The sequence below is a fragment of the Pantoea sp. BS_8 genome (genome assembly GCF_041954965.1).
Taxonomy (GTDB): domain Bacteria; phylum Pseudomonadota; class Gammaproteobacteria; order Enterobacterales; family Enterobacteriaceae; genus Pantoea; species Pantoea stewartii.
The window spans coordinates 25,347-43,667 of record NZ_JAVAXU010000002.1 but is presented as its reverse complement, the minus strand read 5'-3'; the positions used below and the strand labels follow the sequence as shown (position 1 = coordinate 43,667).

Annotated in this window: 21 protein-coding genes and 1 pseudogene; 13 read left to right on the top strand and 9 right to left on the bottom strand. The window is 54.2% G+C overall.

Annotated features, from left to right (window positions below; genetic code table 11):
* Window positions 1–26: 26 nt before the first annotated feature.
* From RAC65_RS05645 to RAC65_RS05635, 3 genes are all read right to left on the bottom strand, one after another.
* Window positions 27–275 (bottom strand): DUF883 family protein, encoded by a 249-nt coding sequence (locus RAC65_RS05645; RefSeq protein WP_006119721.1) that lies wholly within the window; start codon window positions 273–275, stop codon window positions 27–29.
* A 228-nt stretch (window positions 276–503) separates the two neighbouring features.
* Window positions 504–1,070, bottom strand: a complete 567-nt coding sequence (locus tag RAC65_RS05640) for a hypothetical protein (protein WP_375096480.1) — start codon at window positions 1,068–1,070, stop codon at window positions 504–506.
* Between the two features lie 65 nt (window positions 1,071–1,135).
* The gene (locus RAC65_RS05635) at window positions 1,136–1,465 is read right to left on the bottom strand and encodes a hypothetical protein (protein ID WP_033737760.1); all 330 of its coding nucleotides are present in this window, start codon (window positions 1,463–1,465) and stop codon (window positions 1,136–1,138) included.
* A gap of 208 nt (window positions 1,466–1,673) precedes the next feature.
* Here RAC65_RS05635 and RAC65_RS05630 point away from each other — a divergent pair, with 208 nt between their 5' ends.
* From RAC65_RS05630 to RAC65_RS05620, 3 genes are all read left to right on the top strand, one after another.
* Window positions 1,674–1,853: a hypothetical protein gene (locus RAC65_RS05630; protein WP_375096479.1), complete on the top strand. Its 180-nt coding sequence runs from the start codon at window positions 1,674–1,676 to the stop codon at window positions 1,851–1,853.
* 194 nt (window positions 1,854–2,047) lie between these two features.
* Complete coding sequence (locus RAC65_RS05625; protein ID WP_205950027.1) at window positions 2,048–2,431, top strand: hypothetical protein; 384 nt, start codon at window positions 2,048–2,050, stop codon at window positions 2,429–2,431.
* Window positions 2,432–2,453: 22 nt separating this feature from the next.
* Window positions 2,454–2,870, top strand: a complete 417-nt coding sequence (locus tag RAC65_RS05620; protein ID WP_006119715.1) for a GNAT family N-acetyltransferase — start codon at window positions 2,454–2,456, stop codon at window positions 2,868–2,870.
* Here the strand turns inward: RAC65_RS05620 and RAC65_RS05615 are convergent.
* On the bottom strand, window positions 2,862–3,527 hold the full coding sequence (locus RAC65_RS05615; RefSeq protein ID WP_375096478.1) for an MBL fold metallo-hydrolase: 666 nt from the start codon (window positions 3,525–3,527) through the stop codon (window positions 2,862–2,864). The two genes, RAC65_RS05620 and RAC65_RS05615, sit on opposite strands and share 9 nt — an antisense overlap.
* 22 nt (window positions 3,528–3,549) lie before the next feature.
* A complete protein-coding gene (gene ldcA / locus RAC65_RS05610; RefSeq protein ID WP_375096477.1) occupies window positions 3,550–4,473 on the bottom strand; it encodes a muramoyltetrapeptide carboxypeptidase in 924 nt (307 codons plus the stop codon).
* 155 nt (window positions 4,474–4,628) lie between these two features.
* On the opposite strand from ldcA, the gene emtA reads away from it, so the two are divergent.
* The gene (gene emtA, locus RAC65_RS05605) at window positions 4,629–5,261 is read left to right on the top strand and encodes a membrane-bound lytic murein transglycosylase EmtA (protein WP_006119712.1); all 633 of its coding nucleotides are present in this window, start codon (window positions 4,629–4,631) and stop codon (window positions 5,259–5,261) included.
* Window positions 5,262–5,306: 45 nt separating this feature from the next.
* Here emtA and RAC65_RS05600 read toward each other — a convergent pair whose 3' ends face one another.
* Complete coding sequence (locus tag RAC65_RS05600; RefSeq protein WP_033737518.1) at window positions 5,307–6,254, bottom strand: sugar-binding transcriptional regulator; 948 nt, start codon at window positions 6,252–6,254, stop codon at window positions 5,307–5,309.
* A 310-nt stretch (window positions 6,255–6,564) separates the two neighbouring features.
* Here RAC65_RS05600 and RAC65_RS05595 point away from each other — a divergent pair, with 310 nt between their 5' ends.
* Genes RAC65_RS05595 through RAC65_RS05585 form a run of 3 tightly spaced genes read left to right on the top strand, consistent with a single transcriptional unit; the run spans window position 6,565 to window position 9,822 of the window.
* Window positions 6,565–7,395, top strand: coding sequence for a transketolase (locus RAC65_RS05595; protein ID WP_006119710.1), 831 nt, complete (start codon window positions 6,565–6,567; stop codon window positions 7,393–7,395).
* Entirely contained in the window at window positions 7,388–8,332 is a 945-nt protein-coding gene (locus RAC65_RS05590; protein ID WP_375096476.1) for a transketolase family protein, read from the top strand. The genes RAC65_RS05595 and RAC65_RS05590 overlap by 8 nt, the downstream gene beginning before the upstream one ends.
* Before the next feature lie 2 nt (window positions 8,333–8,334).
* Window positions 8,335–9,822, top strand: coding sequence for an FGGY family carbohydrate kinase (locus RAC65_RS05585; protein ID WP_375096475.1), 1,488 nt, complete (start codon window positions 8,335–8,337; stop codon window positions 9,820–9,822).
* Window positions 9,823–9,871: 49 nt separating this feature from the next.
* Here RAC65_RS05585 and RAC65_RS05580 read toward each other — a convergent pair whose 3' ends face one another.
* Together RAC65_RS05580 and RAC65_RS05575 are read right to left on the bottom strand one after the other, a co-directional pair.
* Window positions 9,872–11,005 (bottom strand): mechanosensitive ion channel family protein, encoded by a 1,134-nt coding sequence (locus RAC65_RS05580; protein ID WP_033737515.1) that lies wholly within the window; start codon window positions 11,003–11,005, stop codon window positions 9,872–9,874.
* A gap of 97 nt (window positions 11,006–11,102) precedes the next feature.
* Window positions 11,103–11,837, bottom strand: coding sequence for a flagellar brake protein (locus RAC65_RS05575; RefSeq protein ID WP_006119706.1), 735 nt, complete (start codon window positions 11,835–11,837; stop codon window positions 11,103–11,105).
* A 211-nt stretch (window positions 11,838–12,048) separates the two neighbouring features.
* Here RAC65_RS05575 and RAC65_RS05570 point away from each other — a divergent pair, with 211 nt between their 5' ends.
* Window positions 12,049–12,297, top strand: coding sequence for a GlsB/YeaQ/YmgE family stress response membrane protein (locus RAC65_RS05570; protein WP_367143151.1), 249 nt, complete (start codon window positions 12,049–12,051; stop codon window positions 12,295–12,297).
* A gap of 76 nt (window positions 12,298–12,373) precedes the next feature.
* Here the strand turns inward: RAC65_RS05570 and treA are convergent, their stop codons facing one another.
* Complete coding sequence (gene treA, locus RAC65_RS05565) at window positions 12,374–14,059, bottom strand: alpha,alpha-trehalase TreA (protein ID WP_375096474.1); 1,686 nt, start codon at window positions 14,057–14,059, stop codon at window positions 12,374–12,376.
* A 216-nt stretch (window positions 14,060–14,275) separates the two neighbouring features.
* Between treA and ghrA the strand changes: the two genes are divergently transcribed.
* The 5 genes and pseudogenes from ghrA to RAC65_RS05540 all read left to right on the top strand — a co-directional run.
* Window positions 14,276–15,217: a glyoxylate/hydroxypyruvate reductase GhrA gene (gene ghrA, locus RAC65_RS05560; RefSeq protein WP_375096473.1), complete on the top strand. Its 942-nt coding sequence runs from the start codon at window positions 14,276–14,278 to the stop codon at window positions 15,215–15,217.
* A 37-nt stretch (window positions 15,218–15,254) separates the two neighbouring features.
* Entirely contained in the window at window positions 15,255–15,992 is a 738-nt protein-coding gene (locus RAC65_RS05555) for a phosphatase (RefSeq protein WP_006119703.1), read from the top strand.
* 331 nt (window positions 15,993–16,323) lie between these two features.
* A complete protein-coding gene (locus tag RAC65_RS05550) occupies window positions 16,324–16,956 on the top strand; it encodes a hypothetical protein (RefSeq protein ID WP_033737511.1) in 633 nt (210 codons plus the stop codon).
* Window positions 16,931–17,134, top strand: coding sequence for a hypothetical protein (locus RAC65_RS05545; RefSeq protein ID WP_133745140.1), 204 nt, complete (start codon window positions 16,931–16,933; stop codon window positions 17,132–17,134). Before RAC65_RS05550 ends, RAC65_RS05545 begins: the two co-directional genes overlap by 26 nt.
* Before the next feature lie 951 nt (window positions 17,135–18,085).
* Window positions 18,086–18,310: pseudogene (locus RAC65_RS05540) on the top strand (phosphatase); the annotation flags it as partial.
* Window positions 18,311–18,321: the final 11 nt, after the last annotated feature.

Here is an 18,321-nt window from a genome sequence, read left to right as displayed (position 1 = left end):
CGGGAGCAAACGCCCCCGTTTTGAACTTACTTACGACCGAGCAGGAAACCCAGTACGACGCCCACACCGGCCGCAACCGCCAGACCCGCAAACGGGTTGGACTGCATCTGATCTTTGATGCAATCGGCGGCATCGCGTGCGGCATAGGATGCCTGGTTGGTGTAGCGGCGGGCTGCACCACGGGCGCGGTGACGCGGCGAATCGGTGACTTCACCCCATTGTTGCTCTGCGGCACCGGCGACTTCTTTTACGGCATCTTCAATTTTTCCTGACATGCTTCATCTCCTTGGTTATCACAGTCATTTAAAGCGTAGCAAACCTTCGCCACTGTGCTGCGTTTAGACGCATTAATCGTCTGTCAGGGGGGAATTGACCAGATGAAAACTCCGCCTGGTGATGGCCATCGGACTGGCGGAAGGCGCGGAGAGACGGGCATGAAGCGGACAGGGCGCGTTAACGCCACCACGCGGAGGGCCCGGCGAGGAAAATTATTACCAGCTGTTTCACCTGACGGGATGAAGTGGATGGGATCGCGTGTTGGGATACCAGCTCACCAGAAAATGCCGCAGATGGTCAAAGCACCACTCGGCATCCTCGGCCTGCTGGCAGTAATACTGAATCGTGATTTTTTCATAATGGCGCTGGCGTTGCTGTAGCGGTGACCAGCCCCAGTCGAGTACACAACGGGCAAAGTTCACCAGCGTGTCGGCTGCCAGCGTGTGCTGCTGCTCTTGTTCCTTCAGATAGTCATAAAAGGCGGCTTCTAGCTGGAGTGCCTCCTTGTGAGAACAGTGAAGGAGTTCGGGCCGAAAGGCGATATCAATGAATCCGCATACCGCGTTTTCCTGCTGCTGCCAGTCGCAGGCCAGGGTCATAAACAGGCCTTCCTGCAGATTCACCTCTTCCAGTAAACGTTGCAGGTTAGGGGAGTGACGAATCACGGTGATCTCGTCCAGCCGTTCTGTCTCCAGGGTCAGGTCGATACCGCAGGGATTGACAGAGCCATCTGCATTGCGGGTAGCAGGGAACGGGAAATCAATATAACCGTTGTTATCCAGCCGTTTTTCCATGATGAGCCTGACCTGTCGCTTGACGTTTCCTGACACTATATCACGCAGTGTCAGGATTGCCCGCTTTACGGACAGGTCCAGGTAATCATGGTGTCCTGATAAGGGTTGATCAGACGAAACTGTTTATCGGACAGGCGCTGGGCGTAGTAACCTTCAGACGTCACCGCAGAGGGGACATACTGAAAGCGATCCAGCGACTGAAGCGGCCCGCTCTGCACGTTTACGCCATCCCGACTGACGCTGAACGCGGTGACCAGATCGAATACCGTTCCCTGCGTTTGCCCCAGTGACTGACCGTAAATTGTGCTGACGTCGCCCGGACACTCCACGCCTTTCGGCGAAGAGGAACAGCCTGAGAGCAGTGCCATAAAAATGAAAAATCCTGGTCGCAACATAGCCTGCTCCTGCCCCGGTCGATAGAATGAATGATCGATTTTAGCCTGAAACGCGACAAATAACATGATCATAGCGTTTACGCGCGCCGGGTTGATTTGCCGTTTGTTCAATCGTTAAGCAGTGGGAATGTAAAAGATGACTTTCGGTGCAAATAAACGTTATTCTTGCCATCTTTGCGCGTCGCTTAAGCAAATTCAGGGATAAAAGATGAAAGAAGAAGAAGCCAGTCTAATGATTATTCGCCATGCCATCGATGCGCTGGACGCAGAGAAAAGGCAGCAGGTGATTGCCTGTGCGACAGAAATCCGCGATGTCATGAGCAGTTTCGACAACGAACCTGCCGGTCTGGCCTTGATGCTGGTCGCGGCGGAGGTTGCGGCAGAGTAAGTTTCATCCGTCGCGCCTGGCATCCGCATGCGCGAGTGTCATCCCGCTGGCGGCAGCCAGTCACGCGTCTCTTACGGCCTGATGTGCCGTTTTTTATTGCGCGGTCGCGCTCACCGCGCGATGCTTTACCCCTGCTTACAGCGTCTTAGCGCCACCTGACATGTGGCCGCCCTTATTTTCAGTGGAGGAATCAGATGAAAGCAGCCCGTCTTGCCCTGTGCCTGATCGCCGGTTTCAGCGCGTCCGCATGGAGCGAAAGTGAGTTTCAGATCCAGTGTCCCGGACGCTCCGTTATGACCGTCTCGCGGGCGCAATATGGGCTCAGCACGCTTTACTGGCCGAAACAGCATTTCCAGATTGCCGCAGGCCAGCTGCAAACCCGCACGGATAACGGCGACAAGGTCGCGATTACACGCTTTCGCAACGGCGATCAGTTGATCGTGAACAAAAGCAACCTCGACACCTTCTTTGTCTACCATGACAGCGACGATCTGATCCCGTGCCGCCGTACCACGACGCGTGAGGTCGATGCGCTGAGCCTTGAGCGCTACGATGATCGCCAGCGCAACGACTCCTGACCCACAGCGATAAGGAAGATAAATGCAGATTACCCTGACTGACACGGTGAGCAGTAAGGATCTGGATGAAATCCGGCTGGGCCTGAATGCCTGGAACAGTCAGTTTTACGATGCTGACCTGATTAAACCCCTTGGGCTGTTCATCTGCGATGCGCAGGGCAGGAAACTGGCCGGATTGACCGGCACGACCACCGGCAACTGGCTACGCATTGATTTACTCTGGGTCGCACAGGCGCTGCGTGGGCAAGGCACCGGTCGCCAGTTGGTGCTGGCGGCTGAGCAGGAAGCCCGCCAGCGCGGCTGCCGTTTTGCACAGGTGGATACCGGCAGCTTTCAGGCAAAGCCGTTTTACGAAAAGCTGGGTTACCGTGTCCGGCTGACGCTGGGCGAGTACATTATGCATCATCAGCGTCACTATCTGACGAAAACGCTATGCTGAGGGCAGCGCCTGCTGCCGCAAATCCAGCGGTTGCTGCTCAGCCTCATCAATCGCGGCCAGCCAGCAGGGCAGTGTGACCTTTTGCCAGGACAGGTGACCACGCGTGGTGCTCATCAGCACCACATCGGGACGCAGGCTACGGTAAAGCTCCAGCGACGCCGCCAGTTCGGCAGGATTGCTGTCGGGTACCAACACCGTTACCCAGCGGTCATGATCACGCGTCAGCGTATCCCCGACAAATAAATAGGTCGGTCCCTGCGGCGAATGGTAAAGGTAGCTGCAGCTGCCGGGCGTATGGCCGGGCGTGGGCAACAGATGAAAATCACCGAAATGGGTTTCCTGCTGGGTAAAGGTGTCGTCCGGCTCCACAAAGCGGCTGATTTGCCCGAGCGAGCGGCTGTGACAGTACAGCGCGCTGCTAAAACGCCTCTGGATTACCGCTGCGCCCGGTGCAGACTCATGCCAGTGAGTCAGATAATGGCGAATCACGCCGTTCTCATCGGCCAGCACTTCATGATCGAGCGGATTTTCCACCCGGCCAATCAGTAAATTACCGCGCGGATGGCGCAGTAAAAACCCATGCATCATGATATCGACGGCATCGTCTTCCGGAAACTCCGGCGTAGAGATCCACAAATCGTCATACAGCGGCTTCAATGTCGATCTCCTGCAACTCCAGTTATGTGCGCAATACGGGATGCCCGCTTGCCTGTAAACTGACCTGTCCCTGATGTACCGCTAAGGTCGCCCTGGCACCCAACGGCAGGGTCACGGTGTCAGGGCCGTGACCGAAATCCAGATCGCTGATAACGGGCAGACCGCTCAGATCGCGGAGGTACTGCCAGACCGTGGCGAAGTCAAACCCGTTATCGTAGTCGGACAAGGCGGTGCTGGTGAAACTGCCGGTGATAATCGCCCGTTGCTGCGCCAGAATCCCGCACTGGTGGAGCTGCAGCAGCATACGTTCAATCCGGAACGGATGCTCATTCACATCCTCAATCACCAGAATGCCGTCTGTGATGGCTGGCATCCACGGCGTACCGATAAGCGAGCTGATCATCGCCAGGTTTCCTCCCCATAACGTACCGTGCCAGGTGCCGTTATCGGGCGTCTTACTTTTCCAGTTCACACTGACTGTAGGTGATGTCAGCGCCTGCCAAAAGTGCTGCAGGGTAAATTCGGATAAAACCGCAGCGCCAAAGTTGCCCGCCAGCATTGGCCCACTGAAGCTGATTATTCCGGCGTGTTGCAGTAAGGCCAGTTGAATCACGGTGAAGTCGCTATGGCCACACAGTGCCAGCGGCTGGTCCGCTAAGCGGCGCTGTAACGCGGCATAGTTGATTGAGGGCAGCAGGCGCGTGGCACCGTAGCCGCCGCGCACTGCCAGCACAATATCAGGTAAGGTCGCCAGATCGGCCAGCGCATTGATATCGTCTAAGCGTTCCGAATCCGTACCGGCAAAACGTTGAAAACGCCGTGCGATTGCCCCCGTATTTTCAACCTGGTGCCCCGCTGCGCGCAGGCGTTCAACCCCCAGATGGGCTGCAGGCTGATTGTGGCAATAACCTGAAGGGGCGATAAGACGGATTGAACGTGACGTCATAGTAAATTCCTGAAATTAGTCAGTGACAGACGTCACGATAATGACGAAAAAGTGCCAATAAGTCATCCGACTACTGTAATTAGGATAAACGGTAATTTTGCAATTTACCCTGCCAGGTATGATAGCTTCCGCCACTTCTGCGACGAGATAAAAAATTGCTTAAAATTCGCTACTTTGTCATTTCAGCACTTTTGCTGACAGGCTGTGCCAGTGAACCGCCGCATACGTATGTTAAAGAGAAGAATACACCGCTGACGCAGGCACCACCGTCGCGTATTTCGGGCACATGGTCACTCTTTACCGAAAGCGCGGCCAGCCAGTACGGGGTGGATGAGAAACTGATCAGCGCGATTATTAATGTGGAATCCGGAGGAAATCCGGGCGTGGTCAGCCGTTCGAATGCTGTCGGGCTGATGCAAATCAAAGCGGCAACGGCCGGACGTGAAGTGTACCGCACCCAGGGGCGCCGGGGGCAACCGACCACCGCTGAGTTACGCGATCCCGCCAGGAATATTGAGATCGGCACCGCCTATATCAAAATCCTCCAGCAGTCTGCGCTGTCCGGCATCCGCGATCCACTCACGCTGCGTTATGCCACGATTGTTTCTTACGCTAACGGTGCCGGGGCATTGCTTCGCACGTTCTCGCGCGATCGTGACCGCGCGATTGCCATGATTAACGCCATGACGCCGGACGAATTCTACCAGCACGTGCAGAACAAGCATCCGGCGGCTCAGGCACCGCGTTACTTATGGAAAGTCACCACGGCCTACCGGGCTATCAGCTGAGTCGCGTTTTTTCTCCTCACCTGACAGAAGGTGAGGAGAAAACACTTAACCCACAAGCAGCCGGGCCGTCGGGTAATCGACGATCAGCACATTGACATAACCGCCGCGCAGGGCTCCGCGAATCGCCTGGGCCTTCTCTTTGCCACCCGCCAGCGCCACCACCTGCGGACACTGTCTGACCTGTTCCAGCTCCATACCAATCACCGGATCTTCGTCGGCCTGCAGCACGGGCTGGCCTTGTTCGTCAAAATAATGCAGACAGATATCGCCGACCGCGCCGCGCGCTGCCAGCGTGCGCAACATGGTTGCATCGTAATAGTTACCGGAGTTGCGCAACAGGGCGGACGGCTCCAGGTCGCCGATGCCGACAATCGCCAGGTCTACTTCGCCGAACTTATTCAGCACCTCGGCCACCTCCGGATTGGCCGCCAGCCGCTGACGGTCGCTCACCGAATGTTCAATCGACTGCGAAGGCAGCAGCCAGGCCGGACAGTTCAGCAGCGCGGCCAGGTTTTGCGTCAGGATAGTCGCCTGCACGTTGCCGTTCGCCCCCACGCCGCCCAGAAGCTGAATCACCCCTTTGCATGAGGCATTCAGCGGATGCAACGCATCGACCATACAGCGAATGGTGCCGCTCCAGGAAGAGATGCCGATCAGCTCATCGGGGCGCAGTCGCGTCTCCAGATAGTGAGCCGCCGCCGATCCAATCGCCTGTTTAATTTCGCTGACAGAAGCCTGTTCTGCCACATCCACTACGATAGCCTGAGGTAACTGATAGGTTTGCTCGATCGCTTTTTCCAGTTCAGGAAAAACGTTGGCGGGGGGAACCACGCTAATTTTCACCACGCCTTCTTTCACACTGCGGGTCAGGATGCGTGAAACAAACGACTGGGACAGCTTAAGTAACTGCGCAATATCGGATTGCTTCCTGCCTTCGACATAGTAGAGCGTGGCAATTTTCACCATGAGCCGCTGTTCGTCCTGCTTCGCCATCTGTTTTTCCTCTCGTATTCTGCCCGACATTGTTAACCACTGACGTGAAAAGCACAATCCAAGGCAATTTGTGATCGTTTTCGCTTTTTATCACTTCGTGCATAGACGCCGTCGTTCGTCGGGCGCATAGTAAGTGTGAATATAAAATCATTATTGAATATATATTCATAATTGTTAAAGCTGTTGTGTTTCTGTGCGTGACAGCAGTCGATGAAAGGGTAGGTTATTGCTGTCATCACGGCGAAAGAAGGGAGAGTTGTACCCTACCTGAATATATATTCAAGTTCGACTTAAAATTCAAAGGTGAAATATGAATCCATTTACGCTTTCTGTGGATGCGCTCGAAAAAAAGGCCCGGGCCGTACGCCGCCGCATCATCCAGCTTAACGCGGGCAGTCCGGCAGGCGGGCATACCGGTGCCGATCTGTCACAGGTTGAGATTCTGACCGCGCTCTATTTTCGCATTCTGAATTGTGCACCGGATCGAACGGAAGACGATCAACGTGATATCTATATCCAGTCAAAAGGTCATGCTGTGGGAGGATACTATTGCGTGCTGGCGGAAGCCGGCTATTTCCCGCTGGACTGGCTGCCTACCTATCAACATGCCGATTCTGCGTTGCCGGGCCATCCGGTACGGCAGAAAACCCCGGGCGTTGAACTCAATACCGGTGCGCTGGGTCACGGATTGCCCGTGGCGGTGGGCATTGCGCTGGCGGCGAAAAAGAGCCACAGCCCGCGCCGTGTGTTTGTGGTGACCGGCGACGGTGAGCTGGCAGAAGGCAGCAACTGGGAAGCCGCGCTGGTAGCCGCGCACTATGGCCTGGATAACCTCATCATCATAAACGACAAGAACAAGCTGCAACTGGCGGGTGCAACGCGTGACATTCTCAATACCGATCCACTGGCAGAAAAATGGCGCGCCTTTGGTCTGGAGGTCAGGGAATGCAACGGCAATGACATGGCCGCAGTGGTGAATACGCTGGAAAACCTGCCTGTGAACGGTAAGCCACAGGTCATTATCGCGCACACCGAAAAGGGCTTTGGCATCTCGTTTATTCAGGGACAAGCCGAATGGCACCATCGGGTGCCGAAAGGGGACGAGATTGCGCGGGCACTGGAGGAATTAAACGATGAGTAATGCACAACACCTGGCCAACGTCATGGTCGACGCGTTAACAGATGCCGTACATCGCGGCATCGATGTGGTGCCGGTCGTGGCGGATTCGACCTCCACGGCGAAGATTGCGCCCTTTATTGACGCCTTTCCCGGTCGTCTGGTTAACGTCGGTATTGCTGAACAGGCGCTGGTCAGCACAGCCGCTGGCCTGGCGCTGGGCGGCAAAATCGCCGTGACCTGTAACGCCGCGCCCTTTCTGATTTCGCGCGCAAATGAGCAGATTAAAATCGATGTCTGCTACAACAACACTAACGTGAAGCTGTTTGGACTGAATGCCGGTGCCAGCTATGGTCCGCTTGCCAGCACCCATCACAGCATCGATGACATCGCCGTCATGCGTGGATTCGGCAATATCGAAATTTATGCACCCGCCTGTCCAGTCGAGTGCCGCCAAATTATCGACTATGCGCTTGACCACAGGGGGCCGGTTTATATCCGGCTGGACGGCAAAGCGCTGCCGTCGTTGCACGACGAAAATTACCGCTTCCGGCCCGGTCAGATTGACCGGCTGCGAGAAGGCCACGATATTGCGCTTGTTGCCATGGGCTCGACGGTACATGAAGCCGTGACCGCCGCAGAGCAACTGGAAAAGCAGGGCGTTTCTGTCGCCGTGATTTCGGTTCCGTCCATTCGCCCCTGTAATACGCAGCAGCTGCACAATCTGCTCAGCCACTTCCGCGCCGTGATTACGGTGGAAGAGCATAACATTAATGGTGGCGTAGGCAGCCTGGTGGCGGAGGTGCTGGCGGAACACGGCTTGCCGGTTAAGCTTCTGCGGCTGGGGATTGCCAACGGCGAATATGCCATAGCCGGCGATCGGGCCGCCACGCGCGCGCACCATGGCATTGATGCCAGCAGCATCGCCGCGCAGGCGTTACGCCTCTGTGCAGGAGGCTGACGATGCGGGAGTCGGTGATTCTGGCCATTGATGAAGGCACCACCAATGCCAAAGCGGTCGCTGTCGATCGAAAGGGACGCATGGTGGCGCGCGGCAGTCAGGGTTTAACGTTACAACATCCGCAACCCGGCCTGGCAGAACAGGATCCCCAGGCGATATGGTCAGCCGTCAGGCAGGCCATCACCGACTGCCTGGCGCAGTGCGACGGAGCAAGCGTGGCAGGGGTGGCTATCAGTAACCAGCGCGAATCCGTACTGATCTGGCAGCGCCGTGATGGCGTGCCGTTAACGCCGCTGGTGAGCTGGCAGGATCGTCGGTCAGAATCGTTTTGCCGGGATTTACAGCAGTCGGGCAGCGCCGCGCGCATCAGCGCTCTGACGGGCCTGGCGGTCGATCCGATGTTCCCGGCCGCCAAACTGACCGGTATGCTGGCAGCCATACCGGACGGTTTCGCCCGGGCAGCGGCGGGGGAACTGTGCATCGGCACCGTGGACAGCTGGCTGACCTGGCAACTGACGGCGGGCACGACATTTGTGACCGATCATGCCAATGCCGCGCGCACGCAGCTTTACAGCCTGCACCGCAATGACTGGGACGATGAACTGCTGTCACTGTTCAGCCTGCCGCGTGCGGCGCTGCCACAGATTACCGCGTCGGCGAGCGTGGCAGGCATGATATGCGTGAGCGATATACCGGGACTCGCACCCGGCACACCGATCCTGGCGCGCATCGGCGATTCTCATGCCGCGCTTTATGCTCAGCGACGCGGCACGGCGGAAGTGGTCAAAGCCACTTACGGCACTGGATCATCGCTGATGATGTCGATGGCCACGCCGCTGCTGACCGATAACGGGCTCAGCACCACCGTTGCCTGGCACGACGGCCAGGCGCGCTTTGCCTTTGAAGGTAATATCACGCACACCGGGTCCGGGGCCGCCTGGCTGGGGACGATGCTGGGCATTCACGATCCCCGGCAACTTACGGCACTGGCTGAAGGCTGTGATGATAATCAGGGCTGCTATTTTGTTCCGGCGCTGTCGGGGCTGGGGGCGCCGTGGTGGGATCTCAAGGCCAGAGGCCTGATCTGCGGCCTGACCGATGCGGCCACGCCCGCCGTACTGGCGCGGGTGGCGCTGGAATCCATCTGCTGGCAGATTGCTGACGTGTTTTTTGCCATGGAAGAGGCCTGCGGCACAGCGCTTCCGGCCTTGTGCGTTGACGGCAGCGCCACGCAAAACCCCTGGCTGATGCAGTTTCAGGCCGACGTATTGCAACGTCCGCTGCACTGCGCGCCGACCGCCGAAGCCTCTGCGCTGGGGGCGGCACTGCTGGCAGGAAAAGGGCTGGGATGGTGGCAGCAGGGCGACGATATGCTGGCCTTGCAGGGCGGGCCGATCATCATGCCGCGCACCCATCTGGCGCAGCACATGCAGGATAACTATCAGGGCTGGAAAAACGCGGTGACCCGCTGTCGCTATCAGCCACAATGAACGGAAAATGAGGGCCAGACTGTAACAGCCAGCCCTCAGTACAGCGAGGTTAACGACTGACGCGTTGCGGGACAGTCTCTTCATCATCCGGCACCGGTTTAAGATCGACCGGCGGTAAACTTCCGCCGCTGAATTCGACCTGACGGATCGGAAAGGCAAAGCGAATATTGCGTTCTTCCAGCGCCGCCATCAGTTGCAGGTTAATCTCCTGCTGAATATCCATGTAGACGTTGTAGTCGGCGCTCAGCACAAAGTAGACCACTTCAAAGGTCAGCTTCGAGTCATCGAAGGCCAGAAAATGGGCGCGGTCAAAGCGCGTCATTTCAATACCCTGAATGATGGTTTTCACCAGTTCGCTGATTTCTCGCACCTGCTCAGACGGCGTGGCGTAGCTGATACCGAATGTAAACACCAGACGACGTTGCTGCATCCGCTTGTAGTTATGAATCGTCTGCTGCAACAAAATGGTATTGGAACAGACGATCTGCTCACCGCTCAGGCTACGCAGCCGCGTGGTTTTCAGGCCTATATGCTCAATAGTGCCGGCAATATCGCCAAATACGATAAAATCGCCGTGCTCAAAAGGCTTATCAAAGCCAATCGCCAGGGAAGCAAACACATCACTCAGGACGGTCTGAATCGCCAGGGCGATGGCAATACCGCCCACGCCCAGGCTGGCTACCAGCGCCGTGATATCGATGCCCATATTCGACAGAATCGCCAGCAGCATCATGACCCACACCACGACCCGCAACAGAATGCCCAGAATGACGGTCGTCACCGGATTGCGCACGTGAAGCGGATCGCGCAGCAGGCTTTTTAACCACAGGCGAATGCCGCAGTCGATCCACAACGCCAGTTGCACAATCAGCGCCAGGAACCAGCTGTGAGAAACCGTCGAGCGCCACGAGTCGGGCAAATCGATGAAACGCAGGGCAATCAGCAGCGAAAAAATCAGCAACAGCAGGTGGCTGGTGCTGCGCAGTATTTCCACCAGGATGCCGGTAAAGCGAACGTGGCGGTCTTCGCTGAAGTGCGCAATGCGGTTGGACACGAAACTGATCAGGCTGCGCAGCAACCAGTAAATAACGAGGGTGGCAACGATGACGATGGCGCTGTTGATCCACAGCGTTTGATTAAAAAGAATGGACTGAAAATGACGCAAACTGAGCCAGTTTTCCATTGGGGAGTGTCTCCTTGCTGGTTCCGGTTAAACGAGAAAGCAAGGAAAGCATAGCCTGGATGCGCCGCGGATGTGCGGCGCGGAAAAAGAGCGGAGGTTACTGAAAGCGTTGCGCTTTGTCGCGCGCCAGCCGCTCCAGGCTAAAAATCACCTGCTGCAACTGCCGTTCCTGATGGGGTTCGAGTGCCGTAAAACGGAAGCTCAGCCGCGGCGTAACTTTGGTTTCATTTTTACTGGTAATCATGCTGCGTTCACCAATATGCATTAACGTCGCATTGACGTTGAACTGGCCGTATTCACCCAGTTCCACCTGCAGATTTTTAAAATCGTCGCCGCTTTTCAGGCCGTCCGGCATCGCGTCGTCCACCAGCACGCCGATACCGCCTAACGATAAATCCTGTAATCGCAGTCGGGCAGCCGAGCCGTCAGGCCATGTGCAGTGACACCAGAACTGCGGGTCCATCGGTGCGCTGATGCGGAAGAATTCACGCCGCTGAATTTGCCAGAGCACCTCCGGTAACGTTGCCTGAAATGCAGGCAGGCCGTCGAATTCCGTTTTCTCCAGCCCGGGTAAGGCAAATTCAACCTTCGCGCCCTGGGTTTCGGCAAACACGGTAATATCGTTGCACTGCAGTGCGTAGTCGTTATCCAGATTATTACTGCCCAGATCAAAAACAATGCGGTTTTCATCCGCCGCCAGCATACGGCTGATAAACTGCCCACGTGAGAAATTCACCAGCAAAGGTGTTTGCGCCTGAAGCAGGTCTTTCATGACGCCCAGAACCGCCAGCGTGCCACGTTTGAGATAATGTTCTTTATCGGCTTCTTTCACTTGCTGGCCCCCGATGAGCAACGCTTTATCATTTGTATTTATCCTGTTACTACCCGTTCGTTATCGGCTGACAATAATAAAGCTTTAACACAATAACCACTATCATAACCTTCACGCGCAGCATTTTTAAAAATTGCGACTATACTAAGCGCGTGAACCGCTTGATTAATCAGGCGATCGCCATTGACTAACCAAAAGGAAGGAGTAACAGATGGGTATTATTTCATGGATCATCTTTGGTTTAATCGCTGGTATCCTGGCGAAGTGGATCATGCCAGGCAAAGATGGTGGTGGATTCATCATTACTATTATTCTGGGTATCGTGGGTGCCGTTGTCGGTGGATGGATCAGTACCCGCTTAGGTTATGGAACTGTGGATGGATTCAACTTCGGTAGCTTCGTTATCGCGGTTATCGGCGCGCTTATTGTGCTGTTTATCTACCGCAAAGTACGCAGTTAACGTACGCAGATAACCAAAAAAGGCCCGCCTCGCAGCGGGCCTTTTTTATGTTAACGCGATCTCTCGCCTGTTCGCTTTATTTCGCGCTGCTTTGCGCCTCGGGAATATCGTGGGCGCTGTTACAGGTTTTATCTTTCGGACAATATTTATCCAGCAATTTTAACGTGACCCCGTTCGTCCAGCCAAAACCGTCCTGAAGCGGATATTCACCACCGCCGCCGCCGCCAAGATTGTTGCCTTCGACCACGTATTTTTCGACCAGCTTATGCTCTTTATCGTACGTCAGCTGAACGTTACGCAGGAAACGCAGGCCCACCTGCTGCGCCAGCTGCGGCTTTTTATAGTGCTCCAGCCCTTCAACGGCCACCCACTGCAGCGGTGCCCAGCCGTTGGGAGCATCCCATTGCTGGCCGTTGTTCACTGTGGTGGTCACCAGACCGCCCGGTTTCAGCAGCTGTTTTTCCACCGCGCTGGCGGTGCTGTCAGCCTGTTTGTCACTGGCAATCTGCATATAGAGCGGAAACAGCGTAGCAGCCGTTAGCTGCGGATGAATCTTACGCGTTTTCCAGTCGTAGTCGGCGTACCAGCCCTGTTTGCTGTCCCACAGATAGCGGTTAATCGCCGCCTGACGTTTTTCAGCCCGATCGGCAAAGGCTTTAGCCTGCGCATCCTGTTTATTCAGGCGATACGCCGTCGAGAGCGTTTTTTCCAGATGGAACATCAGGCTGTTGAGATCGACCGGGGCCAGTTGCGTGGTGCGGATGGTCGAAAGGTTATGCGCATCGGTAAACCAGCGCGAGCTGAAATCCCAGCCCGATGCCGCACCGGCGCGCAGATCGCGATACATCTCTGCTTTGTTGCGCTGTGGCGCTTTGTTTGCCGTTGCAATGTCGTCCATCCATGACTCGGTACGCGGCACGTCGCGTGCATCCCAGTAGCGGTTCAGCACTGTCCCGTCGGCCAGTTTGAGCACCCGCTTGCTGGCATTACCTGCGGCGACGCTGTCGCTGTCCGCCATCCAGTAATCGTACTCTTTTTGTAACTGCGGCAAATAACGCACATAGACGTTATCGCCTTCATGCGTCGCCAGCAGATCTACCATCAGGCTAAAGAATGGCGGCTGTGAGCGACTCAGGTAATAAGTGCGGTTGCCGTTGGGAATGTGGCCATAGCGATCCAGCAGCGAGGCGAAGTTGTCCACCATATCCTGCACTTTATCCCAGTGGCCGCTTTCCGCCAGGCCGAGCATGGTAAAGTAGCTGTCCCAGTAGTAAACCTCACGGAAACGCCCGCCTGGCACCACATAGGGTTTGGGCAACGGCAGCAACGAGTCATATTTTCCTGTGTTACTTGTCGTCCGCGTTAACACCGGCCACAGGCCGTTAATATGGTCACGAAGGTTCTGGCCCGCAGGCGGCACATATTTGTCACTGTCGGTGGGCAGGGTGAAATTCGCGGCGACGAAGCGCTTTAAATCAAAACCGCGCTGATTCTTCTGCATCTGCCAGTCGGCCAGAATGGAGGACGGATCATATTTAGGCACGGCATCTGCAAACGTTTTTTGGTCAGGGTAAAATTTTGCCTGTTGTACGGCATTGAACAACGGTCCTAAACGGACATCGGGCGGCTGGGGTTGACTGGTCAGTAATCGGGAATCCTCGGCTGCCCAGGTGCTGAAAACGGTCGCACTTAACAACACGCCAAGCAAAACGGGCGCATGACGTTGAGACCGTTTAGTCGTTGTTACCTCAGTGTTTCTCATCGGTGTTTCTCCTTGTCCGAAATGTGATCATGTGTCACGCATTGACCACTCTCCAACTTTAGACCTTAACCGCAATTTTCACCCTTTCGTCCGGCGGAAATGTGAAGCCGCGTAACTTATTGATGATCATAGCCTGCGAAATTTTGTGCTTTTTTTTCAGGCTCCGCTTGCCCTGAGACCACTTTTCCCCGAGGCTGAGAAAAAAAGAGGATCACTATGGACATCATCTGGTTTCATCCATCGCAACCTGCTGACGACTGGATCAGCGGATTACAGCAGCGCTTACCTCATGCACGTGTCCGTCACTGGACGACCGACGATACGTCCCCGGCAGATTATGCGCTGGTCCGTTCGCCGCCGCCGGCCATGCTGCGGGGCCGCAACGATCTGAAAGGGGTATTTGCGCTGGGGGCGGGCGTCGACGAAATTTTGCGTCAGCTGCAGCAAAACCCGGACATGCTGGCAGACAGTGTTCCCCTTTATCGTCTGGAAGACACGGGCATGGCGCAACAGATGCAGGAGTACGCGGTCTGTCGGGTGCTGGGCTGGTTTCGTCGCTTTGATGATTACCAACAGCAGCAGCAGTCGGCCCGGTGGCAACCGCTGCCGTCGTATTCGCGTGACCAGTTTCATATCGGGATTTTAGGGGCGGGCGTGCTGGGGCAACAGGTGGCGAAAAGCCTGACGGCCTGGGGATTCCCGGTGCGCGTCTGGAGCCGTTCAGCCAAGCAGATTGCCGGTGTGACCAGCTTCGCCGGGCGCGACGCGCTGGACGATTTCCTGCGTGACACTCAGGTGCTGATCAATCTGCTGCCCAGCACCGCAGAAACGCGCAATCTGATTGATCAGAAACTGTTAGCCCGGTTGCCGCAGGGCGCGTTTTTCCTTAACCTCGCTCGTGGGGATCAGGTCGTGGAAGCCGATTTGCTCATCGCCCTGGATAGCGGGCAAATAAAGGGCGCCGCACTGGATGTTTTCCAGGTCGAGCCACTGCCTGCCGATCATCCGTTGTGGTTCCATCCGCGCGTCACAATTACTCCGCATAATGCGGCGGTCACCCTGAAAGAGGAAGCGATGGACTACATTGCCCGCGCGATTACTCAACTTGAAGCAGGTGAAAACCCACAGGGCTACGTCGATCGCCAACGTGGCTATTAACGATTCGGGCCATAACCGGCCCCTACAGGAGCAGACAATGTATCCCGTCGATCTTCACATGCACACAGTTGCCAGCACCCACGCCTACAGTACGCTACATGATTATGTCGCGCAGGCTAAACTGAACGGACTGAAACTGTTTGCCATCACCGATCACGGCCCGGATATGGCCGATGCACCGCACTACTGGCACTTTGTGAATATGCGTATCTGGCCCCGTATCATTGACGGCGTGGCGATCCTGCGCGGCATCGAGGCCAACATCAAAAACCAGCAGGGCGAGATCGACTGTTCCGGCCCGATGCTGGAATCGCTGGATCTGATTGTGGCGGGCTTCCACGAACCCGTCTATGCACCGCGCGACCTTACTCAGAATACCGAGGCGATGATTGCCGCCATGGCGGGAGGGTTAGTGCATATCATCAGCCATCCCGGCAACCCGAAATATCCCGTTGATATCCCGGCGATTACCGAAGCGGCCGCACACTACGATGTGGCGCTGGAGCTGAACAATTCCTCCTTTACCCATTCGCGTCCGGGCAGCGAACCGAACTGCCGGGCGATTGCCGAAGCCGTCGGCAAGGCGGGTGGACGCCTGGCCTTCGGCTCTGATTCCCATACGGCATTTACCCTGGGCAATTTTGAGCACTGTCTGCGTATCGCCAGAGAAGTGGATTTTCCGGAGGATCGCGTGTTAAATGTCACGCCGCGTCGCCTGCTCGATTTTCTGGCACTGCGCACGGGCAAGACGATCCCCGAGCTGGCGGACTTTTAATTTTTCTCCTTCAAGGGATTGCTGGAAATTACTTCACTAAAAGATATTAGCGGCGCGAGATTAACTGACTTACAGGCTGGTCTTTTTTTAGATGCCTGCCATCTGGCGTTACTAAGTTTAGAGCCAGCCTGTGACAGATAAATAAGAGGTAGGAAAAGCATTTTGAACAAACAATGCATGATTATTATCGCGCTTGATAGTTCTGGTGACGCGGTTACCGGTTAGTCGACTCGTGGCCCCGTCGAAATTCCCAGGCGGCGATATACACCTGTTTGAAAACAGTCTTGTATCTCAGATAAGATTAAGCATTGCTCACCTTAAGGATGAAGACATGGACGCATCGAACATCGCACATGGCATATGGGACAGCATCAAGGGAATTCCTCAGAGCGCCTACTACGGAGCTAAACGCACTTACATCAGTACTGGTGCATTGGGTTATGATCGGCAGCTCAGAAATGAGCGGGAAAACGAGCGGTTCTATCAGGTCGTCAAATCACTTGCGAGCAATGAAGAACCTTTACGTCGTCTCGTCACCACTGTCATTACGGAGTTTTACAACAAACTTGATGAGCAGGGGAAAGAGAAAGTTCAAAATCAGGTAGCCTATGGTGCTGGACGTATCGGTGGACGAATTGGCGGTCAAGTGGTCGTGTCTCAGTCGATCGCAATGTTAATCATTAAAAATGCTCGCAGTAGCTACGCATACAAAGCACTGTTCCGCTTCAGTACTTCATTTGCTGTCAGTACTGCCTTGTGGCAAGGACTTATAGAAGAAGCAGCCCTTGCCAGCAGGCGTATGGCAAATCATTACAGTTCGACGTATTGGAAGGTACAGCCGCAAGGGCTTGATATGATTTACTTCGTAGTTGAAGATCAATTGAAACCCTACCTGGACTTTATCAGCAGCCATCCACAGACATGTAAAAGGATTAACGATGAAATCTGTAAATTTGCTGGCTAAGCTCTCGGCACATCTTCTTGAAGGAACAATTACAGTGATAATGAGTTTTCTTGCTCTTGCTTCGCTGTACGTCTTCGATAGCTGGCCATTGAAACTCTGCGGCTTCGTCGGATGTTTCCTCGTAGGTTATGGTGCTGCTTACTGGCTTGGTAAAGTCAGGGGAGAGCACAAGGAATGAATTAACGCTTTTTATCTTTAGCTCTGACATTGATAAATAATTATGCTGATCCAGCTTACTATTTTGATGTTGGCGAAAACGTAGCAAAAAGAAGGGGATTCTATTTTTTAATAATAGTAGTGATTCTTTTACAGAGTTAGTTCCAATGATCGTTGTTTCAGCAGTGTTAACCGAGCGATGAGCTTCTTTATCTCTCTAGAACTATGTTTCTATGTCGAGAAAAATTAAACCTGAAATTTATATGATGAAATAAATTTAATTTCTGAAGTCGTCTTTTTCTGCTCCTGAAGCCCAAGGTCCAATAACAGCATAAATAGCGATAGCATTGAAAATATCTATCTTACGCCTTTGCTATTGATCTTATTCCCATTTTTTAGTCCATCAGCCTAAACCTAACAGGGTGAGGATTAAAGATTCGACACCAAATATAAAGCTTCTTTATAAATTGATGAAAAGCATTAAGAATGCATTGGTTACTAGAAAAAAAGGGGGTAAAAATTAAAATGAACATTAACTCCTGTCCTTAATAGAATATTTCTACTTTATGGAATTTTTTATGTGAATCTTTATGTCCTGTTAAAGTTACTATATACACTAGCTCATCGGTTTACTTTAAGTTAATCTCAACCTCTTCAAGTTCGTGTTGATCCATAGTTCCTGTTAAAAGAATGTTGAGATTTATGTATTGGAATAATTTATGCGTGAAAGTAAGTTAAAATCATTAATTATATATTTTTATTGTCTGAGAATGATCATCACATGCTCTGATTATTAATCTTTCTTGTGCGTTTTAACAGAAAAATCGATCATTCTATAATGAGTTTTAGATAACAAGAAAATTTTAAAGTTAATAGGGAGTAAGAGGGTGTCTCTTGTTTAAAAAATTTTGAAATAGAGCTTTATCATTATATTCTGTATAGGATTTCCTCTTGGCACCCGAAATATCCCGTTAATATCACGGCGATTGCCGAAGCCGTCGGCAAGGCGGGTGGACGCCTGGCCTTCGGCTCTGATTCCCATACGGCGTTTACCTTGGGCAATTTTGAGCACTGCCTGCGTATCGCCAGAGAAGTAGATTTTCCGGAGGATCGCGTGTTAAATGTCACGCCGCGTCGCCTGCTCGATTTTCTGGCACTGCGCACGGGCAAGACGATCCCCGAGCGGGCGGACTTTTAATTTTTCTCCTT